Source organism: Pseudoalteromonas espejiana DSM 9414, assembly GCF_002221525.1.
Classification (GTDB): domain Bacteria; phylum Pseudomonadota; class Gammaproteobacteria; order Enterobacterales; family Alteromonadaceae; genus Pseudoalteromonas; species Pseudoalteromonas espejiana.
In genome coordinates this window covers 576,014-598,103 of record NZ_CP011029.1, presented here as the reverse complement: position 1 = coordinate 598,103, position 22,090 = coordinate 576,014, and the positions used below count along the sequence as shown (strand labels likewise).

Genomic DNA, 22,090 nt, shown 5'->3' with positions numbered 1-22,090 from the left:
GCACCTAATGTCGTGTTGCGTATTTTATTACTGATCCCACTGCGGCGCAAAATCTGGCGTTGCTTGGCGGTCGCCGCAATCAAGGCCATCAATACGGGCAATGTCCTCATCATCTAATTTAACGTGGTCGTTAAAGTTATCTTCTAAGTTTTTACGCTTAGTTGATGATGGAATGGTAGTCATTCCATTGGCGTTTACCCATGCAATAACCACCTGCGCTGGCGATGCATCATGTTTATTGGCAATATCAATAATCGTTTGGTCTTTAAGTACTTTACCGACTACAAATGGCATATACGCAGTTACGTGTATATCGTGCTGAGCACAAAATGCGCGTAATTTAGTATTAGTTAAGTATGGGTGTACCTCAACCTGATTGGTAAATATTTCACGCGAGTCAAGCGTTTGCATTGCTTCGTTTAAATTTGCAATGGTGAAGTTTGATACGCCAATGTGTTTAGTTAAACCAAGTTGTTTAGCTTTTAATAGCTCGGTAAGGTATTCACTCATTGGTTCATCATTTGCTGGTGATGGCCAGTGAATGAGTAGTAAATCAACCGACTCTACTTGTAGCTTTTCAAGCGATTTTTTTACACTGGCAATAAAGTCAGTTTTATTGAGTTTATTGTTCCACACTTTGGTGGTTAAAAATATTTCGCTACGCGGGATGTTGCTGTCTTTTATGGCTTGGCCTACTTGCTCTTCGTTACCATAAATTTGCGCTGTATCGATATGACGAAATCCTACTTCTAACGCCATTTTTACTGAATTGTAGGCGGTGTCGCCTTCTAAACGGAATGTTCCCATACCTAAATCTGGCATTTCAATTACACGTTGTGTCATGGCTCTATCCTTATAAAATAATCGGTTAAAAACAAGCTCTTTTAAAGCTTTACAAAATACACCTTTTACTTCTTTTGTGTCGTCACTTAAAAATCTATGACCTCAATACAGGTAATGAGGCCATTAATTTAAGTTTCAACCTTAACAGAAGATAGTTTACGCTTGCTGAACTTCTCGCTTATCAAGCATGCCACTGTAACGGGTTGCAATTAATGCTAAAGCAGAAATTGCTGCGCCTATCCATGCAGTGTCTTGTAAGGTCATGCTCTCTACTACACTACCGCCAATAATTGAGCCCAGTGCTATACCAATATTAAAGGCCGCTATGTTTAAGCCCGATGCGACATCTACCGCATTAGGAGTGTGCTTTTTCGCTTGTTTTACAACATAAAGCTGCAAGCCTGGTACGTTACCAAATGCAAATGCACCCCATATTAAAATAGTTAGTACTGCGGCTATTTTTGACTCCATAGTAAAGGTAAAAACCAATAAAATAATTGTTAACGCGCTAAATATAATACTCAGAGCGCTAATTGGGCCGCGTTTGTCGGCCAATTTCCCGCCCCATATATTACCAACCGCTACCGACACACCATAAACCAGCATTATTAAACCAATAGCTGAGGGGGCATAGCCAGTTTGCTGCTCTAGTATAGGTGCTAAATAAGTAAACGCGGTGAACGTACCGCCGTAGCCTAATATAGTCATTAAATATACGAGCAATAAGCGCGGCTTAACAATAACCTGAAGCTGCTCTTTAAATGTGGCCGGTATTGACTGTTTTAAGTTTTTTGGTACTAAAATAGCGCTACCAATTAGAGCAATTAAGCCCAGTAGCGACACCACTAAAAACGTTGCACGCCAGCCAAAGTGTTGCCCAATCCATGTACCTAACGGCACACCCGTTACAAGTGCAACAGTAAGACCAGTAAACATAATCGCGATAGCGCTGGCCTCTTTGTCTTTACTTACCAAGCTTGTGGCAATCATAGAGCCAATTGAAAAAAACACCCCGTGAGCTAGGCCTGTTAGTATGCGCGCCAATATGAGTGTTTCGTAACTCGGTGCTTGCCATGCAAGTAAGTTACCTACTACAAATAAACCCATTAAGCTTATTAATACAATTTTACGGTTCCATCGCCCGGTGAGTGCAGTTAGTACCGGTGCACCAATGGCTACACCTACCGCATACAAACTCACCAATAAACCCGCTGAAGGTAGGCTTACGCCAAAATCGTTTGCAATGGTAGGTACTAAGCCTACTATTACAAACTCGGTTGTTCCTATTGCAAATGCGCTTAAGGTGAGCGCCCACAAAGCCAATGGCATAGTTAAATCCTCGTAATTAGTTTAGGCATGCAGTTTGACCAAAAAAGCATTTGCAAAAAATAGCATTACTGACAAAATACTTTTGTAATTAATGCAAAAGTAAGGTACTAACGTATGGCTCAACATGCAAAAACAGAAGACTTAGAAATGTTTTTAACGGTAGTTGATAGCGGTAGTTTTTCTGCTGCGGCAAATTTACTTGATCAACAAGTAGCTAAGGTGTCGCGTGCAGTGTCTCGCCTTGAAAATACACTGCAGTGCACTTTATTAAACAGAACAACACGTAGATTAGAGCTTACTGAAGAAGGCCATACTTTTATAAAATATGCGCGTGATGGCTTAAACACTCTGCAAACTGGCGAAGAAGCAATTAAGCTTTTAAAGCAGGCGCCTAGCGGTAAGTTAAGAATAGATGCAGCAAGCCCGTTTGTATTACACCAATTAGTGCCACACATTGATGAGTTTACAAAGCAATACCCGCATATCACACTTGATATAACCTCCCACGACAGCATTATTGATTTACTAGAACATAAAACCGACTTAGCCATTCGCATTGGAGATTTAAAGGACTCTAACCTAAACGCTAAAAAGCTCGGCGTTAGTAAATTATATTTAGTAGCAAGCCCAGACTATTTAAACACTGCGCCAGCTATTTCAAAAATCAGTGACTTAAACCAACACAAACTTATTGGCTTTACAGACTCCCCTAAATTAAATAACTGGCCGCTAAAATCCACTACTCACTTAAAGTTTAATTTAATGGCCAGTAGTGGTGAAACCGTGCGCCAACTATGTATAGCAAACCAAGGTATTGCACTACTTTCGCATTTTATGATTGGTGATGATTTAAAAACAGGTAAGTTAATAGAAGTACTACCTAATAGTATAGTCACCCCTAATAATCGTGAGGTAGTGCAAGCTGTTTATTATAAAAATAGCGCAGTATCGTCGCGCATTGTCGCGTTTTTAGATTTTATAAGGCCAAAGCTTTCATTATAAGTGACGCATTTGGGCGTTAAGTTAGTATAAACAGTATTAAAATAATAAAGGGACATTTATGGACTCGTTAACGCAAATAGTACTAGGCAGTGCTGTAGGCCATGCCGTTTTAGGTAATAAAGTAGGCCGAAAAGCCGTTTTATGGGGAGCGGCCCTAGGGACTTTACCCGATTTAGACGTATTTATACCTTACGGCGGCCCTGTAGAAGCGTTTACTTACCATCGTGGTTTTAGCCACTCTTTATTTATACATTTATTAATAAGCCCTTTTATTGTTTGGCTTATTTTAAAAATACACACTGGCATGCAAGCTTATAAAACACGTTGGTTTTGGCTGGTATTTTTGTGTTTATCTACCCATGCCTTACTCGATAGTTTAACCGTGTATGGCACACAATTACTTTGGCCTTTTACTGAGTACCCCTTTGCTATTTCAAACATGTTTATAGTCGACCCGCTCTATACATTGCCCTTATTATTCGGTGTAACTTGTACATTATTGCCAAAAGTAACGAGTACGCGTGCATATAAAATAAACACCACAATGTTAGGGCTTAGCAGTTTATACTTATGTAGCTCATTAATTTTAAAAGTAATTATTGACGATAAAGTAACGACTGCTCTTTCTGACAGGCAAATCAAAGTTAACAATTATATAAGCACACCTGCGCCACTCACTACGTTGTTATGGCGTGTAGTCGTTATGTCTGATGGGCAATACTACATAGCATATGCGTCGGTATTTGATGGGCCAAACGAGGTTACAATAAATGCCTATAACACCACTCCCTCATTATTAAATGATATAAATAATGAGTGGGGCATCAAACGCTTGCAGTGGTTTACTAAAGGTTTTTACAACGTACGTCAGCAGCAAAGTAATATAATATTTTCTGATTTACGAATGGGTATGGAGTGTAACTATGTATTTAACTTTGTTGTGGGAGAAAAAACCGATTTAGGCGTGAACGTGGGTAACTTTGAAAAAATAAGCCAACGCGCTAATTTAAGTAGTATGAGTAAAATATGGGATCGAATTTGGAACCCAAATACTAACCTAGCCCCTTCCTTAGCAAACAATAGCTGTATTAAACACCAATAAGTACTTACAAAATAGCGTTTGTATGTTTTAAGGGCAGCTAAGTGAAATTACTAACCTGCCCTTTTAAATATTAATTTTGATGTTCGTATTGGCCTCTATAAACTTCAAATACTTTTAGCACTGTGTGCTGCTCTTTATTGAGATTATCAAACCAATCATCAAACAGCTCGTCGTTATCTTGCTCGCTTAACGCCATATAGTGCGCGAGTAGCTCAATAATGTCGTTATGAGTGCAATCTATAGGGTTAATTTGCTCTGATAAGGCACTATGATCGCGCTCTCTTAGGGTTTCCATCACCCCTTGATCTATTTGTTCTTGTTGTATTGAGTCGCTCATTACTTACCTCTAAAACCGAAAAATTTTTCTTGTTAACACTTTTTATATAGTTATAACAGGCTAAAAACTAATAGCCAGTATTTTTGGTTTAAGTGGTTATTTTTTGATTTGTTTGCGCAATTAGCCAGCAGACCCACCCTTTAATGAGATTAAAAATCATTTGCAACATTGGCGGAATTACGATAAATTAATAGTTATAGTATCACATTACATTTTTTAAGGCGTATTATGAAACCTAATATTCATCCTGATTACAACGTGGTTGCTTTTCACGATACCGCTGCCGATAGCTACTTTATTATTGGCTCTACTATAAAAACAAATCGCACTATTGAACTTGAAGGTAAAACTTACCCGTACGTACCTATTGACGTATCAAGTGACTCACACCCCTTTTACACTGGTAAGCAAAAAACAGTGGCGAGCGATGGTCGAGTTGCACAGTTTAATCGCCGCTTTAAAAACCTATCTACTGCCAAAAAAGGTGAGTAATGAAAGTTTTAAGCTCGCTTAAAAGCGCTAAGCAACGTCCTGGTTGTCAAATAGTAAAGCGAAAGGGGCGTGTTTTTGTAATATGTAAAGACAATCCACGCTTTAAAGCAGTGCAAGGTATGAAGAAAAAGTAACGCTAATTCCGTGAAGTATACGGGTAAACTGTTTTAGGTTTACCCGTATTTTTTTATTTAACAACCACTGAAAACTCAGGCTGAGCTTGAATCACTTTTTTAACGGTGCACGTATTAACCGCAGCAATAAGTGCTTTTTTGTATTTATCCGGAAAACCATCTGGTAAGTTGATCTCGATTGAAAATAACTTTTTGCCATTTTCAACAACGTTTTCGTTGTTTTGTGTAAGCGTCATGCCTTCAGTAGAAATATCACGTTGCTCGCAAAACTTACGCGCATAAAATCCCGCACATAACACCATACTAACTAAAAAGTAATCAAACGGTTCAGGATGCTCTGCCCCACCGCCCGCATTAATACTTTGATCGCTAATTACTTCAAGGTCACCAAATTTAGCGCTTTGCTTTTGGCCAGCTAACATTGAAACTGAAATTTCCATTACTACTCCTTAATTACCAAACAGTAAGTCAAAAAAGCCTGGAGGCTCATGTAACTCATGATATTTTTTACGTAAATTATCTATATTTTTAAGCGCTGGCTTTGCAGCATCGAGCCCACGCTCGTTGGCTAATTTTTTCGCAAGCTTAGCTTGCTCAATCACTTTATCGAGCCCTTGGCGCGACATATGTGCCTCTTTATGAAATTTTGCTTTTTTACTGGTTTCAACTAATTCGATAAACCTATCAATAGCGGTATTAAACCCGCCAATACCAGTAGCCTGCACTGCATCTTTATATGCAAGACCAGTATTTTTCATATTGACTTCAAGGTCAACTTCTTGCTGTGCAAAAGCATTACAACTAAATAACAGAGCAAAAATAATAACTAAAAACTTCATACTAAAACCTATTTGATAAAAACACCTAAATTGTATCAAGTTTACGTATTAAAGTAACTCAGCGAGCAATTATGTAAGGTTTAAACTGTAAAGGGGCTTTACAGTAAACAAGGATAACGTTGAGGTAATAAAAAGCCTGCATTTGCAGGCTGTTATTAAGAATTAAAGCTTATTTTATATTGCTTAGCCATACACTTTGATACGGTTCAAGCTCTATTGTTAATTGATCTTCACCTATAGTTTCATCAGCCACTAGGTCAAACCATTGCTGAGTATTAATTAAATTTAAATCAGCAAGTGTAAGCACTTGGGCTTTATCGCTAATATTATAAACACAAAATATACTTTGACGCCTATCTATACTTTGCCTCCAAAAACCAAATAACCCACCCGCTAAATGCAGCGTAAATTGGGTTGCATTTGGGTGAAACGCCCCTTGTTTTTTACGAATAGCCAGCAGGTTTTTTATACCATTAAACACTTTGTGATGATGGCTGTATTTTTCACCTATGGCTGCAAGCAGCTTTGACTCCTGCCAGCGATGGCGGTTAATAGCACGGTTATGCTGTGAGTTTTCAAAGCGTTCGTAATCGTTAGTTGTACCCAGTAAGCTATGTATATAAAGTCCAGGGATCCCTTCAAGCGCAAACATAATAGCGTGCGCGCACATAAATCGCTCAAGACCAAACTTATCCTGCCCGTTATGCGTACCTTGCAATGCATCAAACAGCGCAATGTTTAGCTCATAGGGAGTATGCGTGCCATCGTTACTGGTGCGCATAGATACGCGACCACCAAATTGCATCGTAGTACTTACTAATGAAGCAACTTCGCTTGGTTGCAGCAGCCCTTCAATTGGTCTAAGCCCTATTCCATCGTGGGATGCAATAAAGTTAAAATAAGCGGTACCGTTTTGCGCCGGAGGCATGCTCATCATCCAATGCTTTATTGCTGTGCTATCACCACTTAACAGGGTATGCAGTAATAACGGTGGTAAAGCAAAGTTATAAATGCTGTGCGCTTCGTTGGCATTACCAAAGTAAGAGAGGTTCTCTTGGTTTGGTATGTTGGTTTCAGTAATTATTACTACACTAGGTTCGGTGTGCTCTATAAGCGTGCGAATTAGCCTTACCGCCTCATGAGTTTGCGGTAAATTTATACAGTTGGTGTTTAGCTGTTTCCATAAGAACGCAACAGCATCGAGTCTAAATAAGCGCACACCATTATCTAAGTAATGACGAATAATACTTATAAACTCTTTTAAAACTTCGGGGTTCCCAAAATCAAAATCAACCTGGTCGTGGCTAAAGGTACACCACACATGTTTTTCGCCACTTGGTGTAGTTACCGTGTTTAGTAATGATGAGGTACGCGGGCGTACAACATTGCTTAAATCATCTGTTAAACTAGCGGTTTTAAAGTAGTCTTTGCCTGGGTGTAAATCATTTAAAAAGTTTTCAAACCATACGCTTCGGCTAGAGCAGTGATTTATAACTAAATCGGCCATTAGCTTTACATCTTTGGCAATATTTTTAATATCTTGCCAATCACCTAACGATTCATTTACCTGCACGTAGTTCATAACCGCAAAGCCTTCGTCTGAGCTGTACGGGTAAAACGGTAAAATATGCAGTGCATTGAGCTGCATATCACAATGCTCTTTTATAAATCGGTGCAATGTTTTTAGCGGTGCTTCTACCGGTTTGGCTACGGCTTGGTCGGCCTCGTCGTGTTTAATAATAGAATCGCCATAAGCAATTAAAATTATATCTTGCTCATCCCAACGGTTGGTATGCGGTGTGGGGTCGCGCAGTGGGCTGTCGCCTAAAATAATAGTAATAAGCTGCTCAGCCAGCTCAGTAATGCTTAAAGGCAGCTCAACATCTTTGTATATTATATGAAGGTGTTGCTCTACCCGCTGTAAAAATAACTCACTTACTGTATTCACACGCGCCCCTTATTATTGTTAGATTTATTCACTAAACTCTTTGTTATCAAGCTCTACAGCTTCTTTTAAGCGCTCAAATACATCTGGCATTGCCGAAACAACTCGGTTCCAACTTGGCACAAATGGCGCTTCCATTGGGTTATCTAAAAAGTGCTGCCCAGCTTCCATAATATTTTGTGCAAACATTTCTACGGCTTTTTCTTCTTGGTGTACATCAAGAGTTAGCCCATTCATAAGTGCATCATTGTGGTAGGTTTCAATAAAGTCTAACCCAATACGATAATACGTTGCTTTTAATGACCGAATGGTTTCACTAGTAAAGGTTACCCCTTGTGTAGCTAGTTTTCTAAATAATGCTTTGGTTATATCAATCGACATTTTAGATAAACCTGCACTTTGATCATCTAGCGAAAGCGCTTGGTGTTTATGATCGTAGTTATCGGCAATATCTACTTGGCATAAGCGATTGTGTGAATAATTACGATACATTTCACTTAATACGCCAATTTCAAGGCCCCAATCGCTTGGGATACGAATATCGTTTAATACATCGCGTCTAAATGAAAACTCCCCTGCTAATGGGTATCTAAACGAGTCCATATATTCTAGGTAGTCGGTATTGCCTAAAATAGTTTTAAATGATCGTAATAATGGCGTAACTAATAAACGCGATACTCGGCCATTGATTTTGCCGTTTGCAGTGCGTGGGTAAAACCCTTTACAAAACTCATAGTTAAAACGTGGGTGCGCAACAGGGTATATTAATCGTGCTAACAAGCCTCTGTCGTAAGTTAAAATGTCGCAATCGTGCAGCGCAATTGACTCAACCTCTGAAGTTGCCAATTTATAACCCATGCAATACCACACGTTTCTACCTTTACCAAGTTCACGCGGTGCAACGCCTAGCTCTTGTAGTTCTTTATCAAGCGCTTGTAAACGCGGGCCATCATTCCATAATACTTTATGATTTTGATTAAGCTCTTTAAAAAAGCCTAAAGCATGGCGGTACTGTGATTCGTCGGCTCTGTCTAAGCCAATTGTAATTTGCGATAAATACGGTACTTCTTTTAACTCTTTAACAATATTTTGTAATGCAGGGCCTTCAAGTTCACTAAAAAGTGAAGGTAATATTAAGCCCATTGGGCGTTGCTTACTAAAACTTACAAGCTCTTCTTCAAGTGCTTCTACAGGTCTATCGGCAATGTTATGTAAAGTAGTAATAATGCCATTTTGATAAAAATCAGCCATGCGATTTTTGCTCCTCAATAGTATTTAAAATGCTGCTAATACAAGGCAATGTGGTTATTTCTTCAACCCAGCCTAAAGGGGCTGGCGATTGCGAATAACGCGCCTTGTTGTGTGATAACTTAACCGGCTTTTTACTGCTTGGGTTATTGATGATAATGGCGATATCAGCTTGTTCTAGCATTTGCTTATCGTTGTCACTATCACCTAGTGCAATTACCGTGAGAGGCTTTCTAAAATGTTGTGAAAATTGTTTAACCAACCACTGCTGCGCAGCGCTTTTGTCGGTGTTTTTTGCGATATGAATAAAGCGCCCGCCTATTTTAATTTCGTAGCCGAGAGCTTTAACATCATTGACAAAGGCATTGAGTAGTTCATCGCTGCCGTGCCAATAAAGAGGGTCAGAAAAGTCGCGTGTTTGAGCGCGTCTTGCGTGAGCGTCATCTAATCCCGTAAGAGATGAGATTTGCTCGCTCGATAAATCGCTAAATAATTTATAATGCGATTGGTATTCACTACTTAGTGAGTCTAAATCACTTAATAAACTTGATAATGGCGATGCAAACGCATAACACCAATATGCACCTACTTTAGTACAGCCAATTGGTTTTAACTCAAAGTAATCTAACGGCAAATACACAGCAGCACCGTTTTCAACAATAAAAGGTTGCTGAATATTTAGCTCGTTTTTAAGTTCAACCACCTCGCAAAAGGTTTTGCTAGTATTAAACACCACCGGAATATGCACACTTTGTAGTTGTTGCAATAACTCACTAATATTATTTGTATTGTAATCAGCATGATCGAGCAATGTACCGTCTAAATCGGTAAATATAATAGGTTGTAAGGTGTCGTCGCTTGTTAAATGCATGCTGCTAATATCGCGATTACTATCAAGCTCTAACAGTGCATTTGCTTTAGCACTTAGGGTATTTAAGTTTTCGCGGGTGATACGCTCAAAATGCGAAATAAAATACACTAACTGCTCGTCACTCATAGTACCTGAGCCTTCACCTTTATTTGCTATAAGCTTTTGTTCTTGCTCTTGGCGCCATTTAAACACGTCTTCAAAACTGGGGGCTTTAAGCATTACGGTGTAGTTAATTTTACCAAATACACTTTTATATTCGTTTGCTAAACAGCTATTAACGCAGCGGCGCCATACACCTTCTTTATCATTTTTTAGCTCAAGTTCATTAATTGGCTCACTTAAAGAAAACGGCGGCTGTGGTTCACTGCCTACACACCAGCCTTCTAAAATAATGATATCAATAGGCTGCTCATTACACTCCCATGTTTGCTCAGGAGCACAGTCGTCTTGGTGTTTATTAAATTTGGGTAATGGCACACCAACTTCTTTTGCCAATAACCGGCTAATTGTTGTGTTCATTAAGCCTACATCGTGGGTGCCTGGCACGCCCCGAGTTGCAAATAATGGGTGTACATCTTTGGCAAGGCCTTTACGGTGTTCTTTAGATAAGTAAAAGTCGTCAATCGATAATGCCACACTGTTTAAAGACGTGTTGTTACCAAACCAAGTAACTAAAAAGTCCGCAAGGGTTGTTTTTCCTGAGCCTTGGCAGCCATTAATGGCGACAAAAATAGGGGTGTTATTTTTTTTAGATTCGAGAATATTGTGTGCAAGGGGTATAAAAAATTGCTCACTAAGGTATTGATACTTTAAAGGCAACTGGTGCTTAGCTAAAAACGGGGTAATATCCACAATACTGGCCTCTGACATAGTAACTCCTTATATTATGTAGAAGTAAATGCAGGTACTAGACCACTATTATTTTTATATATTTTTTAATGAGTTAAAAAAATAGCGCATTTAAAATGCGCTATTTTGGTGCAATATTTTTAATAATAGTGCACTACTAATTTTGTTCTGGCTCAGCCTTTGGTAATACCAAATTAAGAACTATTCCTAAAATGGCACATAAGCTTACGCCCTCTAGGCTAAATTGACTGCCGCCAATGTGCATACCACCAATACCACACACTAAAATAAGCGCTACAATGCTTAAATTACGTGGCGCGGTTAAATCATCCCCCGATTTAACCAAAGTGTTAAGCCCCACTACAGCAATTGATCCAAACAATAAAATCATAATACCGCCCATAACAGGCACAGGAATTGTTTGTAAACCAGCGCCCATTTTTGCTACAAACGCCAGTACAATGGCGATAACCGCTGTCCACATCATCACTTTAGGATTAAAGTTTTTAGTCAGCATAACTGCGCCTGTCACTTCTGAGTAAGTTGTATTAGGTGGGCCACCAAACATTGAAGCTGCCGCTGTTGCTAAACCATCGCCAAATAGCGTGCGGTGTAAGCCTGGCTTTTTCAAAAAATCTTTATTAGTTACTTGGCTAATAGCCATCATATCGCCAATATGCTCAATAGCAGGGGCAATTGCCACAGGCACCATAAATAATATGGCTTGCCATTTAAATTCTGGCCATGTGAAATTAGGCACCGCTACCCAGCTTGCATTGCTTACACTGCCAAATTCAACCACGCCCATTACAAGCGATAAAACATAGCCAGATATAACACCTGCTAATATAGGAATAAGCTTATAAACACCTTTGCCCCACACCGCAAAAATAAGTGTGACAATCAATGAAAATAAAGAAATAACAATCGCTTTATCATAAGCAATAAGCTCAATGCTGCCATCACCACTTTTTCCCATTGCCATATTTACAGCAACAGGAGCAAGCGCAAGGCCAATAACCATGATCACTGGGCCAACAACCACTGGCGGTAAAATTTTATGAAGTGTTGCTACGCCTTTAAATTTAACCAATAACGCCAGTAGCATATAAGCAAAACCTGCCGCCATTAAGCCACCCATCGTTGCCGGTACGCCCCACATTTGCACCGAGGCAATAATAGGCGCAATAAACGCAAACGAAGAAGCTAAAAATATAGGTACTTTACCTTTAGTAACGACCTGAAATAGCAAGGTACCTAAACCGGCGGTAAACAAAGCAACACTTGGGTCAAGCCCTGTTAATAAAGGCACAAGCACTAACGCACCAAATGCCACAAACAGCATTTGTGCGCCAGTTAAAATAGTTTTGACTGAAAAAGTGGCGTTATTTTGCACTGAATACTCCTAAACCGTACCAAATATTTTGTCGCCTGCATCACCAAGGCCCGGGATAATATAACCTTTTTCGTTTAAGTGGCTATCTACCGATGCTGTGAAAATTTCGATATCTGGATGCGCAGCCAGGGTTTTTTCAACGCCTTCTGGTGCGGCTACTAACACGATTACTTTAATGTCTTTACAGCCTGCTTTTTTTAACATATCGATAGTGGCAATCATAGAGCCACCCGTTGCAAGCATAGGGTCGATTACTAAGCTTAAACGCTCATCAATATTGCCAACTAACTTTTCAAAATACGGGACTGGTTCAAGTGTTTCTTCGTTACGCTCAAGGCCAACTACGCTTACTTTAGCCGCTGGCAATAACTGCATTACACCGTCCATCATACCAAGACCTGCACGTAATATTGGCACTACAGTAATTTTTTTACCTTTAATGTGCTCAACTTTCAGTTTGTTACCATCCCAGCCAGTAATTTCGTTATCTTCTAGCTGTAGGTTTTTTGTAGCTTCGTAGGTTAATAAAGTACCTACCTCAGAGCATAATTCACGAAAGCTTTTAGTACTAATACCGTGAGCGCGCATTAAGCCTAATTTGTGTTGAACAAGAGGGTGTGAAATTACGTGAATTGACATGATAAAAACCTACTGATACAAGAATTGGCGGTATTTTATATTAAAAAAGGTCATTTGACCTGCAATTTTAAATAAGTTTTCATAGTTCGTGCCAAAATTTATTGTTTTGGTTGATATTCATGCAAGCTGGCCAATGGTTTATGTTTATAACTTGTTGCCTGATAACGTTGTGTTTACTTGCGCCATCATGTAGCTGTTTATTTTAAAATGATCAGGGCTCCAGCCTGCTAAAAACCGATAAAAATCAGCCCAAGTTAATGGCCACAACGCTTGCCACTTTGTAATAACGTCATCAGCATTCATAGCTGGCTGATAAACGTTAAGTGCCCTTTTAAATTGCGAAAAATAATCAGCTAAATACGCATCAGCATACTTATGTAACTCCTCGTCGTTAAAACAACTTGTCATAAAGTACATTACATCTGTAACCCCTACCCCAGCGCCTACGTATTGAAAATCATAGCCGAGTATTTCGCCTTGCTCACTTGCAGCAAAATTGGCAAGTTTAGCATCACCGTGTATTAGCGTGCTGTAATCACAGCTACTTAGTCGTTGGTCTATTTTGTGTGCCGCGCTTTTAATATCGGACTTTTTATCTGGCGCTTCATCAAGCTTATTAAACTCATCTGGCCGTGTACTTAAATGCCAATAATTCCCTTGCTGCCATAAGCCTGTTGCAGGCTTATTTAAATTAAAGGCATGAAAATGTGCTAACCACGTGAGTATTGCCTTTATATGTAGTGAGCTGGCTTGAGCAAAACCATGTTTGGTAAAGTTTTTAAACACCAGCGCATATTCATTAACGTTATTAATTGGACTTACACATTCAATACTTTTTGCTTTATTAGGCAATAGCGGGCTGTAACGCTTATAAAAGTTATATTCAACTTCATAAGACTGCTGCTTTCTTTTTAATGCAAATTCGCTTTGCTTAATTTTTGGATGGTGTATATGGCGTGGTATTTTAATAGCCTTAACAACGCATGGCTCATCATCAAGCATACACTCTACAATACTGCCACACCCACTCCAAAGCGATGTGAGCGTATCGCCAATTTCAATGTGTTTAAAGTGAGTCTGTAATAGAGGAAGATAAAATGCCATAGCTATATTAAGTTATTAATTTTTTATAGTTTAACATTAGAAGGTATTTTTAATAAAACGATAGCATCTATAAGCCCTGCTTAGTTGTGCGTAAATAAGCACCTTTCTGTTTAAGGAAACACTCACCTTAATTTACCTGTCCAAGGTGTACACTAAATTCTTATTGGAAATGCAAAAATTAAGATGGGTGTCTTGTTTATTTCCGTCGGTCAAAATTAGCAACGCAGAAGCAAAGCCAACAGTTTTTTGTGAAATTCACCCGAGTGTTGCACCGCTATTGCTTTGATTAATATCTTTTTTTAATACCAGAATAGTAAGATAAATCAAACCAAATGGGGGAATAAAAGACAATAGAACACCAATTAAGGTCGCTATTTTAGGTGTACTAGTTTTACGTTTACCAAAGTAATAACTTAGGATGCCAATAACAATTACTGAGATAAATATTATCTCTCCAATTAGCGTTGCATTGATATTCATGCGCTATTATCCTTTTGTATATAACGCCTTGATAAGAGGCAATAAAATAATTGGCTAAAATTAGCGATGAAAGAGCAAAAACAAATGTTTATTGTCCTTTTGAACAACTTACTAGCAATTTTCACATCGTTCTTTGAAATTCTCTTGGCTCTTCGCCAAAAGATAGCATTTTCACTGCAATAACCTTATTATCTTTGTATATTGCATGCAACCTAGCTTCAGAGAAGGCCTTAAAAATAATGGTCTCTTTATCAAGAAGCTCGATTTCATAGCCTGGTTCATCCAAATATTGATAATAAAGTTTATCATTTTTTAGAACAATTTTGCGCTCACCGTATGTGCCTATAATTTTATTAATATCACTCTGGTTTGGCTGGTATTGGTTAGATTTTGCTTTAACCAAAGGATAGACCCATTCGTGCAAGTGTAAGTTACTACTCTTAATATTGATTAGGGTATTTAGCACCTCAGCATAAGCCACGTTAAGTGCATTATCGCTGCTCGTTTCTATATGTGGTTTTACACCTTTTCTTTCCCAATTATCTTTTGTTCGTGGGTCAACAGGTCGTGTAGATGGTAAAGTAAGTATATAATTGTTATTTACTATTTCTGCACTTCTACCATGAGCAGCGCCAGCAGTTACCTCTCCAACAATGGTTGCTCTAGTTAAATTTTTCATAGCATAACTGAAACTTTCTGCTGCCGATGCAGAATTACTGCTGGTCAGAATATACAGGGGAGTATCTTTGAATCTAGGGCCTGGCACATATGGTGACGTCCAATCTTGCGTTTGCGTTAACACACCGTTTGCACGTTGTTCAAAGGTTGATAAGTGAACGGTATCTAAATCAAAAAAGTAACTTGCTAAGGAAGTCACCATAAATGGGCTACCACCAAAATTGTTTCTCAAATCAATAATAATGCCATCCGAATGCTGTAAAAATTTCATCGCATTTTCAAGCGTTTCACCACCTAAATGGCTATCAGAGAAGGCTCTTATGTCAAGGTAGCCAATATTTCCATCAAGCATTTCAACTTTTTTAAAACCATAGTTATCTGTCGGAGTCTCCATGGCTCGACTATCCGAAAACGCTTTAGTTTGTGCTGATGAATGGTATGTTTTGAGCTCATTTACCCATTGGGGGTCATAAACGACAGAGAGGTGTTTATCATTTGCAATCTTGTTTAATTCCAAAGTCATAAATTCAGCAATATCTTCAGATGAGTTTTGACGTTCACAACCAGACAAAAATGCTTGCGAACGCATTAACTGAGCTAACGTTGTTGCTGTATTTTCAATGACGTAGTTATATTCAAGTTGATTGGCAATAATTTGTGACACATCACGACAATCTGCCGCCGCAACTGAATTACATAAAACTAATGAGCCAATAGCGAGAGGTTTTAGTATTTTATTATTCATATTCTTCCTGAAATTTTATTATTGTTTTTTAATAACGTCCAAACACACCAAAAGGGGTTAAAAGATTTCCTACATGTTAAATTAAATTGCTAACGCTTACCTAAGCGGCAATTTATAATGGGCTAAAATATTGAACGCAGCGACAATAACCTATTATTAATTGTCCGAGCGAGTTTACGAGCCTTAATGCCCTTGTTAAGTGCGTTTCTCAAAATCTACTTTCTAAAACGAGCATCATTGGCGGCATTATATGACGAATGATTATACTCTTAGAGCTTTCTAAATCTAGGCAGTATTCAGTTGCGTAACCTTCACCCATAGAATCTGATATTGAAAGACGACTGACAACCTCGTTTGAAGTTAACCCAAGTAACTCTACCGGTTGAGTTTTCTTACCGTTAGCGAAAGTAAGGTAACAGTTTTGGCGTTCTAACTTGCAAACGGATAAACTGAGCGACGGGTAAGAATTAGGGGACAAAGAAATTTCACAGGGTGAAACTTGATAAAGGGTTCCACAACTCAAGTATAAATACACATATTGAGTGGAAATATTAGGCGCAGAGTCCTCCTTCCATGCAGAATCTATTTCTTTGTCCCTGCAATGGCTACACTTTTTGACTCACAACCAACCAAACGCTGAATATCCACAAGCACCTAACGCCCGCAATAAGCGGTCAGATAAAGGTTGGTTATAATTGTTGTGAGGCACGAACAGCAACCAACATTTAGCTGTCCGTTTAATTGCCTTTGTTAGATTTCGGTTTGTATGATGCTAAATGTACTATCCCACAAATTTGAATCTTGTAGTAATTGACGATAATTTTTCTTAATTAAATTACCGTCGTTTAATTGTTTGATCATAAAACCTTTTAATTTATAGCTATCTAATTTTTCAGAGCCAAAATTAAAATCAATACCACCTTTATTACCTTCTTTGAATATATCAACTCCTTTACCGTGTGTTCTGTAAAACCATTCAGTACCCGTGATTGGTTTTTTACCACGATTTTCAGGTAAAAGGATATCTTCTGCATTTGATAAATTTAGTTTTTCACAAATTAATAATTCAGCCCATTTTTTAGTATTGTGCCATTTAATAATTAGTTCATGCATTGATTCATGTTCGGTCATAATTCTAGAAATCTAACACTAAGCTAAGGGGCAAAAACACAGTGCGAGAATAGCGAAGCCGCACTTTGTTTTTTGTCCCAGCAGCCCGCGCAGCGGGATGCGACTTAAGCGTTTTGTTAGAAGCCATTCGCTCATATATCCTCTTCTGTTTTTTTAAGCTTTACCCCATCGACAATTATTGTCCATTCCCCATTTGATAGTGTTGGTGGCTGAGAGACATTAAACTTGGTGGTAAAAAAACTAAGCCCTACAATGAAGTCATCGCCAATAAATTCTTGTAGAGGTCCATTGATAGAGGTCTTTCCACCTCTTTGCAAGCGCTGGTATGAAACTGTTCCATCTTCCAAAATAAGCAGGTACATCTCTTTACTTTTCCACTCGCCGGCATAGACTAATTTGTCATCCGGTAACGGTTTGCTACACCCAGCAAGTAGTAGTAAAAACACTAGAGAGAATAGTTTTTTCATATTTCCTCGTTAGTAAAATGCCTTTTGGCTTCTAACACTTTCGATAAGCGGTAGCTGGGCGCTTTTCCCAGATATCCGCCTTTATCGATTCCTTAGTTGCGATCTCAACTACAAAGCTCATACACTTCTCTTAATTTTGTCCAATCCGCATCGGTTTCAACTTGCATTTCTATGGGAAACTTCGGCAAACTTGACAGTGCAGAATTAATTCTTTCACCCACCGCATTTATATCATTTGTATAAAAATGCCATTCCCTTGTTCCATTTACGGTATAAGCAAAAACAAAAATGGCAAGTCTATCAATATCTAATATGGGGACTATTGCATCTTCGAACTGACGCATTTCCTCACTCAACGTATTAGACGGCATACCGCTCGAATCAGAGTATTCATAATCCCAAAATATAGTAAGGTTTTTAGGGTAATTTTTGTCACCAAGTAAAAAATGCAAATCGGGTCTATACCTGATTATACTCGGTTGCCCATTCACTTTACTCTCTGCGATGTTCCAAGACGCCGTATCAGCTGCCTCAATATCCATATTCCTTCCTTTAGCAACTAACGCCCTGTTAAGGGGCTGATAATTGTTGGCTAAAATGTGTAGCGAAGCGAAACCGAGCCAACTGTTAGCAGTCCCGCTTGAACAGCTTGTTATATACCGATTTTCTCTAAAGCCATTTTTCTAAACTCACTATAATTTTTAGCATACTCCCAAATAGAAAATATATGATTCCCATCTTTAGACAGCAAACAAAAAACTTGGCAACTAGGATAGTCTTTAGAGTTTTTTAACTCATCCCAAGCGTAATGTTGAACCTCATTTTCAGAATTCAAAGCAATACCATTTTCATCAAATTCGAAACTAAGCTTAAGTGTTTTGAGGAAACGTACTAGCAAATACATGCTCTTATAGCCAAATAAGCTAACTACAACAGAAACAACTGCGATAAACAAAGTAACTAAAACATCAGGGTTGAGAGTAGATTTATAAGTGGCGTAAAAAAGAGCTAACGAACCAAAGGTGTACACTGGAATTAGAATTACAGCACAAATATACGCTAGTATTTGAACTGATTTTGAATGTATAACCATAACTTCCCTAGGTATATAACGCTCCGCATAACGGGCAAAAACACGTAGGCTACAATACCAAGCGAAGCGCAGGGAGCCTACGTGTTATTGTCCCTAGCGAGCGCAGCGAGTGTTAATGCATTTGTTAGCTGCCTTGCATAAAAGCTGAAACATACAATTTTTCTGACCACGGATTACCAAACCCGCATACGGCAGACAGCGATTTAGAATAACTTCTCGGCTCATCTGCGTAAATTGCAGCGAACGGTTCATTTTTGAAATAGATACAAATATCCTTATTTTTTGATTCTGAAACAGAAAAATCGCTTTCATTAAATGATTCGTTATAGGCTCTATTAGAAGCAAACTTTGTAACGAGTTTGGGTGGATTTCCAGCTTTTATAGATTGATAGTCGAATTCTTCTTTTGGGGCAATTGGACTGATAACAAAAGCGTCCTTCGCAACATCTTGCTCTTTCGATGTGATTTGATAAGCCCACACTGATGTACAATCGTTTTCAATTACAACTGAGCAGCTTTGAAAATCAAATTGTATTGTAAATTCTTCATTCATAGTTAAGACAGGCAGCTAACAATTTTATCAAAGGACACTTTCCTCTTTTCATGAGCAATGGGCGTCCCCATAGTTACTTTATAATATTAGTAACAAAACCTGTAACACATTGCCAGCTTTAAATTTTATGCCCGACTGTTAATTAAATAATGTGTAAAAAAAAGGAAAACTTCCTCATTTCATGACTCAGTAGGAAAACACAAAAGTTGTATAAAAATACTGTTAATAAAGATTTAAAATCATATGTTTTGATTACTGCCTATATCCATTTCAATACTGCGGGTATCAATCCACTTCCTATAAAAGGTGCCAACAGGGTTATTAGCCCTTTTTCAAGATTATAAGCATCTCTTTTTAATCATTTACACATACATATTCGCTTTAGAGCCAATACCGCTATCTATTTCTACTTTAAAACACACACAAAAAAGCCCCGCTTGGTTTTAAACAAACGAGGCTCCACACTAATTTTTTATCGAGAATAAAAGCGCCGGTACTGCGGGCGCTTTGCATCATTGAATTTAATGTTATTGGTTAACTACACTTTTAAGTGGGTTAACTGGCTGAGCGTTGTCATCTAGTAAGTTCATATCAAAGTCGAACTCATCTACACGAATCGCTTTTTCACGCTTTTTGTTGTAATCAACTAATTGCGCGTGTTCAGCAGCGGTAATTACGTTTGCCGCTAGTGCGTTATCAAGCGTAATAGCAAAACGTGTACCTGGCTTAATTGCTTTAGCTCGCAGAGCTTTTTTAACTTTAGCCAGCTCACCAAGTGATGCCATTTTAGCTTTGTAGGCTTGCTCATTAATGTAATGACCATCGCCTTCTACTGGTTTAACTAAATGCGTAATTTGCGCTTTAAATGCAGTATCAAGCTGAGCTTGCTTAGCTAATTCGCGAATTAAGTCATCGCTAATTTTTGGCATTTTAGTTGAGTAGTTCATCGTTACAAAACGTATAAACTTACGAGTACCACTTGCAGGGAAGTTATCTAAAAACTTATGCAATGCTTCTTCAGCGCTTTGCAGTGCAAAACGAGTTGCGTAATGGAAGTAAGGTGCGGCTTGCTCACGTTCGCTGCTTGCTACTTTTTGCTCGTAATACTTGATTGATGCCATTGCCGCATATAAAAAGCTCATTACATCGCCTAAACGTGCTGATAGCATTTCAGCTTGTTTTAATTTACCGCCAAGTACAAGTAACGAGAAGTCTGCGTATACCGCTAATTTAGCTGATAACTTATGCACGGCTTTTTCGTACTCACGTACTTCTGGTAGCGCTGAGTTGGCGCTTGCAGTAAATGGTAAAACACCTAAACGGAACGCACGTAAGCTGTTTGCTGTGCTGTAACCAATTGTTTTACGTAAAATGCCGTTAAATTCTTTGTCTGCATTTTTGTCATCACTGTGGATTGATTCAACCATAGATTGTAAATATGGGTGACAACGCATTACACCTTGACCAAAAATCATCAGGTTACGAGTAAGAATGTTCGCGCCTTCTACTGTAATAGCAATTGGCTGTGCAACATAACCGCTGGCAAGGGTGTTTTGCGGGCCATTTTGAATTGCTTTACCTGCTTGAATATCCATTGCTGAATCTAGCACGTCGCGGCCAAGCTCTGTCATATGGTATTTAGCAATAGCTGTCACTACTGATGGTTTTAAGCCCATGCCTAAGCCTTCAGTTGTAAGCACGCGCATTGCTTCTTGTAGGTACGTTTTACCTGCAATGTCGGCTAGCTTTTCTTGAATACCTTCAAACTGGCCAATTGATAAACCAAACTGCTCACGCACTGCTGCGTATTCTGATGCTGATTTAAATGCCACTTGTGATGTACTTACACCTAGTGCAGGTAATGAAATACCACGGCCAGCACCTAAACAGCTAACCAGCATTTGCCAACCACGACCAATGTTTTTCTGCCCACCAATAATAAAATCCATTGGTACAAATACTTTGTTACCGCGTGTAGTACCGTTATAAAAACGAATACCCATAGGATCATGACGATTACCAAGCTCTACACCTGGGTGATCTTTTGGAATAAGTGCACAGGTAATACCTAGGTTTTCTTTGCCGCCAAGTAAACCATCAGGGTCAACTACTTTGAACGCTAAACCAAGTACCGTTGCGATTGGTGCAAGTGTGATGTAGCGCTTGTCCCATGTAATTTCAAGGCCAAGTACTTCTTCGCCGTTATGCATGCCTTTGGTAACAGTACCAACATCTGGAATACCGCCCGCATCAGAACCCGCCTCAGGGCTTGTTAATGCAAAACATGGAATGTCTCTGCCATTAGCAAGACGAGGTAAGTAATGTGCTTGCTGCTCTTGCGTACCAAAGTGAAGTAGTAACTCGCCTGGACCTAATGAGTTAGGAACCATAACAGTCACTGCTACTGCAGAGCTTTTAGTGGCAATGGTTGCCACAATAGTAGAATTTGCATAAGGGCTAAACTCTAAACCACCAAACGACTTAGGAATGATAAGCGAGAAAAAACGCTCTTTTTTCAAAAATTCTAAAATCTCATCTGGTAAATGAATACCGTTTTGAATAACTGAATCATCAATCATGCCTAGTAGCTCTTGTACTGGGCCATCTAAGAATGCTTGCTCGTCTGCGCTTAATGTAGCTGCAGGTACATCGCGTAGCGCGCTGAAATCAGGCTTACCTTGGTAGATTGACCCTTCAAGCCATACATCGCCCGCGTCTAGCGCTTCTTGTTCAGTGATTGAAATACTTGGTAATACTTTTTTTAATTTTGTGCGTAAACTCATGATGAACTCATCCGACCAGATAAATAATAC

General features: G+C 38.9%; 23 protein-coding genes. 4 read left to right on the top strand and 19 right to left on the bottom strand.

Annotated features, from left to right (window positions below; all coding sequences use genetic code 11):
- Positions 1 to 27: 27 nt before the first annotated feature.
- Both dkgB and PESP_RS19545 read right to left on the bottom strand, forming a co-directional pair.
- Complete coding sequence (gene dkgB / locus PESP_RS19550) at positions 28 to 843, bottom strand: 2,5-didehydrogluconate reductase DkgB (RefSeq protein ID WP_089349676.1); 816 nt, start codon at positions 841 to 843, stop codon at positions 28 to 30.
- Between the two features lie 156 nt (positions 844 to 999).
- Complete coding sequence (locus tag PESP_RS19545) at positions 1,000 to 2,172, bottom strand: MFS transporter (RefSeq protein ID WP_089349675.1); 1,173 nt, start codon at positions 2,170 to 2,172, stop codon at positions 1,000 to 1,002.
- A gap of 114 nt (positions 2,173 to 2,286) precedes the next feature.
- On the opposite strand from PESP_RS19545, the gene PESP_RS19540 reads away from it, so the two are divergent.
- Both PESP_RS19540 and PESP_RS19535 read left to right on the top strand, forming a co-directional pair.
- On the top strand, positions 2,287 to 3,174 hold the full coding sequence (locus PESP_RS19540) for a LysR family transcriptional regulator (RefSeq protein ID WP_089349674.1): 888 nt from the start codon (positions 2,287 to 2,289) through the stop codon (positions 3,172 to 3,174).
- A gap of 58 nt (positions 3,175 to 3,232) precedes the next feature.
- Entirely contained in the window at positions 3,233 to 4,276 is a 1,044-nt protein-coding gene (locus tag PESP_RS19535; protein ID WP_089349673.1) for a metal-dependent hydrolase, read from the top strand.
- Between the two features lie 70 nt (positions 4,277 to 4,346).
- On the opposite strand, the gene PESP_RS19530 is transcribed toward PESP_RS19535, so the two are convergent.
- Positions 4,347 to 4,613, bottom strand: coding sequence for a hypothetical protein (locus tag PESP_RS19530; RefSeq protein ID WP_089349672.1), 267 nt, complete (start codon positions 4,611 to 4,613; stop codon positions 4,347 to 4,349).
- Between the two features lie 228 nt (positions 4,614 to 4,841).
- Here PESP_RS19530 and PESP_RS19525 point away from each other — a divergent pair, with 228 nt between their 5' ends.
- On the top strand, positions 4,842 to 5,105 hold the full coding sequence (locus PESP_RS19525; protein WP_089349671.1) for a type B 50S ribosomal protein L31: 264 nt from the start codon (positions 4,842 to 4,844) through the stop codon (positions 5,103 to 5,105).
- Entirely contained in the window at positions 5,105 to 5,239 is a 135-nt protein-coding gene (ykgO, locus tag PESP_RS19520) for a type B 50S ribosomal protein L36 (protein ID WP_004586489.1), read from the top strand. The genes PESP_RS19525 and ykgO overlap by 1 nt, the downstream gene beginning before the upstream one ends.
- A gap of 53 nt (positions 5,240 to 5,292) precedes the next feature.
- Here the strand turns inward: ykgO and PESP_RS19515 are convergent, their stop codons facing one another.
- From PESP_RS19515 to PESP_RS19440, 16 genes are all read right to left on the bottom strand, one after another.
- A complete protein-coding gene (locus tag PESP_RS19515) occupies positions 5,293 to 5,679 on the bottom strand; it encodes an OsmC family protein (protein WP_089349670.1) in 387 nt (128 codons plus the stop codon).
- Between the two features lie 9 nt (positions 5,680 to 5,688).
- Positions 5,689 to 6,078: a cytochrome b562 gene (locus PESP_RS19510; protein ID WP_089349669.1), complete on the bottom strand. Its 390-nt coding sequence runs from the start codon at positions 6,076 to 6,078 to the stop codon at positions 5,689 to 5,691.
- A 169-nt stretch (positions 6,079 to 6,247) separates the two neighbouring features.
- Positions 6,248 to 8,026 carry a sugar phosphorylase gene (locus PESP_RS19505; RefSeq protein WP_089349668.1) on the bottom strand — a complete coding sequence of 593 codons (1,779 nt, stop codon included), beginning with the start codon at positions 8,024 to 8,026 and terminating at the stop codon, positions 6,248 to 6,250.
- A gap of 24 nt (positions 8,027 to 8,050) precedes the next feature.
- A complete protein-coding gene (locus PESP_RS19500) occupies positions 8,051 to 9,274 on the bottom strand; it encodes a glycosyltransferase family protein (protein ID WP_089349667.1) in 1,224 nt (407 codons plus the stop codon).
- Positions 9,267 to 11,012 (bottom strand): HAD-IIB family hydrolase, encoded by a 1,746-nt coding sequence (locus tag PESP_RS19495; RefSeq protein ID WP_089349666.1) that lies wholly within the window; start codon positions 11,010 to 11,012, stop codon positions 9,267 to 9,269. Before PESP_RS19495 ends, PESP_RS19500 begins: the two co-directional genes overlap by 8 nt.
- Before the next feature lie 136 nt (positions 11,013 to 11,148).
- Positions 11,149 to 12,387, bottom strand: coding sequence for a uracil-xanthine permease family protein (locus PESP_RS19490; RefSeq protein WP_089349665.1), 1,239 nt, complete (start codon positions 12,385 to 12,387; stop codon positions 11,149 to 11,151).
- Between the two features lie 9 nt (positions 12,388 to 12,396).
- Positions 12,397 to 13,026, bottom strand: coding sequence for a uracil phosphoribosyltransferase (upp, locus tag PESP_RS19485; RefSeq protein ID WP_089349664.1), 630 nt, complete (start codon positions 13,024 to 13,026; stop codon positions 12,397 to 12,399).
- A gap of 144 nt (positions 13,027 to 13,170) precedes the next feature.
- The gene (locus PESP_RS19480) at positions 13,171 to 14,130 is read right to left on the bottom strand and encodes a phosphotransferase (RefSeq protein WP_089349663.1); all 960 of its coding nucleotides are present in this window, start codon (positions 14,128 to 14,130) and stop codon (positions 13,171 to 13,173) included.
- 255 nt (positions 14,131 to 14,385) lie between these two features.
- Positions 14,386 to 14,610: a hypothetical protein gene (locus PESP_RS19475; RefSeq protein ID WP_089349662.1), complete on the bottom strand. Its 225-nt coding sequence runs from the start codon at positions 14,608 to 14,610 to the stop codon at positions 14,386 to 14,388.
- Between the two features lie 121 nt (positions 14,611 to 14,731).
- Positions 14,732 to 16,033 (bottom strand): S41 family peptidase, encoded by a 1,302-nt coding sequence (locus PESP_RS19470; RefSeq protein WP_089349661.1) that lies wholly within the window; start codon positions 16,031 to 16,033, stop codon positions 14,732 to 14,734.
- Positions 16,034 to 16,783: 750 nt separating this feature from the next.
- Positions 16,784 to 17,164: a DUF6896 domain-containing protein gene (locus PESP_RS19465; protein WP_089349660.1), complete on the bottom strand. Its 381-nt coding sequence runs from the start codon at positions 17,162 to 17,164 to the stop codon at positions 16,784 to 16,786.
- A gap of 131 nt (positions 17,165 to 17,295) precedes the next feature.
- Positions 17,296 to 17,631 carry a hypothetical protein gene (locus tag PESP_RS19460; protein WP_089349659.1) on the bottom strand — a complete coding sequence of 112 codons (336 nt, stop codon included), beginning with the start codon at positions 17,629 to 17,631 and terminating at the stop codon, positions 17,296 to 17,298.
- Between the two features lie 104 nt (positions 17,632 to 17,735).
- Positions 17,736 to 18,173 carry a DUF695 domain-containing protein gene (locus PESP_RS19455; protein ID WP_089349658.1) on the bottom strand — a complete coding sequence of 146 codons (438 nt, stop codon included), beginning with the start codon at positions 18,171 to 18,173 and terminating at the stop codon, positions 17,736 to 17,738.
- A gap of 110 nt (positions 18,174 to 18,283) precedes the next feature.
- Positions 18,284 to 18,724, bottom strand: a complete 441-nt coding sequence (locus tag PESP_RS19450; RefSeq protein ID WP_089349657.1) for a hypothetical protein — start codon at positions 18,722 to 18,724, stop codon at positions 18,284 to 18,286.
- 124 nt (positions 18,725 to 18,848) lie between these two features.
- The gene (locus tag PESP_RS19445; RefSeq protein WP_089349656.1) at positions 18,849 to 19,277 is read right to left on the bottom strand and encodes a hypothetical protein; all 429 of its coding nucleotides are present in this window, start codon (positions 19,275 to 19,277) and stop codon (positions 18,849 to 18,851) included.
- Between the two features lie 527 nt (positions 19,278 to 19,804).
- Positions 19,805 to 22,060, bottom strand: a complete 2,256-nt coding sequence (locus PESP_RS19440) for an acyl-CoA dehydrogenase (RefSeq protein WP_089349655.1) — start codon at positions 22,058 to 22,060, stop codon at positions 19,805 to 19,807.
- Positions 22,061 to 22,090 lie beyond the last annotated feature (30 nt).